The sequence below is a fragment of the Enterobacter cloacae complex sp. ESBL7 genome (assembly GCF_041679625.1).
Classification (GTDB): domain Bacteria; phylum Pseudomonadota; class Gammaproteobacteria; order Enterobacterales; family Enterobacteriaceae; genus Enterobacter; species Enterobacter asburiae_B.
This window is the reverse complement of sequence record NZ_JBGORN010000072.1, coordinates 1-255: the sequence shown is the minus strand read 5'-3', so window position 1 is coordinate 255 and position 255 is coordinate 1. Positions and strand designations below refer to the sequence as shown.

The 255-nt window shown below is 60.0% G+C and carries 1 protein-coding gene; it reads left to right on the top strand.

The window, feature by feature from the left end:
- The coding region (locus ACERY3_RS25510) for a DUF2913 family protein (RefSeq protein WP_373226815.1) at positions 1-255 on the top strand (255 nt) is incomplete at both ends.

Below are 255 nucleotides of genomic sequence, written 5' to 3'. Positions count from 1 at the left end.
ACCTCCCGAAGAATCACTGGATGACCTGGCGCATTTTGCCTGGTGTGCGCTGGTGGGATTACGGCTGGCTCAGCAGGACGGCCAGGCACGTTCACCGCTGGCCATTCACACTTTTCTGGTCCGCTGGCTGGCGGATGTGCAGAAACAACGTCGGTTTCCGCGCTCTGTTGCGCCCGACATCGACAGCCTGTTGCGTCTGGGGCGAATGAAAGGTCCTGCTGCGGATTTACAGCAGCGGCTGCAATACCTCTGGCA